Origin of the sequence: Mesorhizobium sp. M7A.F.Ca.CA.002.09.1.1 (assembly GCF_003998555.1) — a bacterium.
Classification (GTDB): Bacteria; Pseudomonadota; Alphaproteobacteria; order Rhizobiales; family Rhizobiaceae; genus Mesorhizobium; species Mesorhizobium ciceri.
In genome coordinates, this window is the sequence record NZ_RZRR01001189.1 from 1 (window position 1) to 1,375 (window position 1,375).

The window sequence follows — 1,375 nt, forward strand, 5'->3', positions numbered from 1 at the left end:
AATCACTCCAGCAGAGCTTCCGTTGAACCGGTGCAACGGCAGCACTGCCCTGCATCAAATCACTCCAGCAGAGAAGCTGCCGCAGAACACCGTTGACACCGGGCCTGCCGCCTGCTTTTCGACACAGCCAGCGGGAAAGAGTGCAACCGCCGGTAATTCAGGGCGTTGGGCTTCCCGGGGGGGAGCACAACAAATGACCCCCTGTTCGTTTCGAAAGGAAGCTGATGCGACTGCGTTCCAAAGTCCTCGCGGCTGCGCTGACCCTGTGCGCCACGGCCTTGCCGGCGATGGCGCAGGAATGCGGCGGCGACTTCGAATCCTGGAAGCAGGGCGTCGCCGCGGAAGCCAAGGCGGCCGGCGTAGGTGCAGTGGGTCTCGACGCCCTTGAAGCGGCAACCTTAGATGACAAGGTGTTGGCGCGCGACCGCGCCCAGGGCGTCTTCACCCAAACCTTTGTCGAGTTTTCCAACCGGATGATCTCGGCCTATCGCCTGAAGCAAGGTGCGGCGAACATGAAGAAATACGCGGATGTCTTCGCCCGCGCCGACCAGCAGTTCGGCGTCCAGGCGCCGATCATCGCCGCCTTCTGGGCGCTGGAGACCGATTTCGGCGCCGTGCAGGGCGACTTCCACACGCTGAGCGCCCTGGTGACGCTTTCCCATGATTGCCGCCGGCCGCAGCTCTTCCGGCAACAGCTGGTGCCGCTTCTGGAACTGATCGATCGCGGCGTGCTGCCGGCCGATGTCAGGGGCGCCTGGGCCGGCGAGATCGGCCAGACGCAGATCCTGCCCTCCGACTATCTGGCACGCGGCGTCGACGGCGACGGCGACGGCAAGATCGACCTGCGCGGCAGCGTGCCTGATGTGATCATGACCACTGCCAACAAGGTGCTGTCGCGCGGCTGGAAACGCGACCAGCCCTGGATCCAGGAAGTCCGCGTGCCCGAAGACATGCCGTGGGATCAGACCGGTCGCACCAACAAGCTGCCGCTGTCGCAGTGGGCGCAATGGGGCGTCACCTACCCCAGCGGCGCGCCGCTGGTCGATAACGGCCTGAAAGCAGGCCTCGCGCTGCCGATGGGCCGCAAGGGGCCAGCCTTCCTCACCTACGACAATTTCGACGTTTATCTCGAATGGAATCAGTCCTTCACCTATGCGCTGACGGCAGCCAACCTTGCCGCACGGCTGGCAGGCGCGCCGCCGCTGGACCCGCGCAATCCCGAGACCGGTCTCAACAATGAGCAGATGAAGGCGTTGCAGACCAAGCTGGAAGCCAAGGGCTACGATGTCGGCACCGTCGACGGCATTTTGGGTACCAACACCCGCGAGGCGATCCGCAAGGAGCAGACGCGGCTAGGTTTGCCGGTGGATGGCTG

The 1,375-nt window shown here is 64.4% G+C and carries 1 protein-coding gene; it reads left to right on the top strand.

The genetic code is table 11. The annotated features are described in order from the left end of the window. Nucleotides 1–224: 224 nt before the first annotated feature. A partial coding sequence (locus EN994_RS31640; protein WP_127308161.1) for a lytic murein transglycosylase occupies nt 225–1,375 on the top strand: 1,151 nt, incomplete at its 3' end.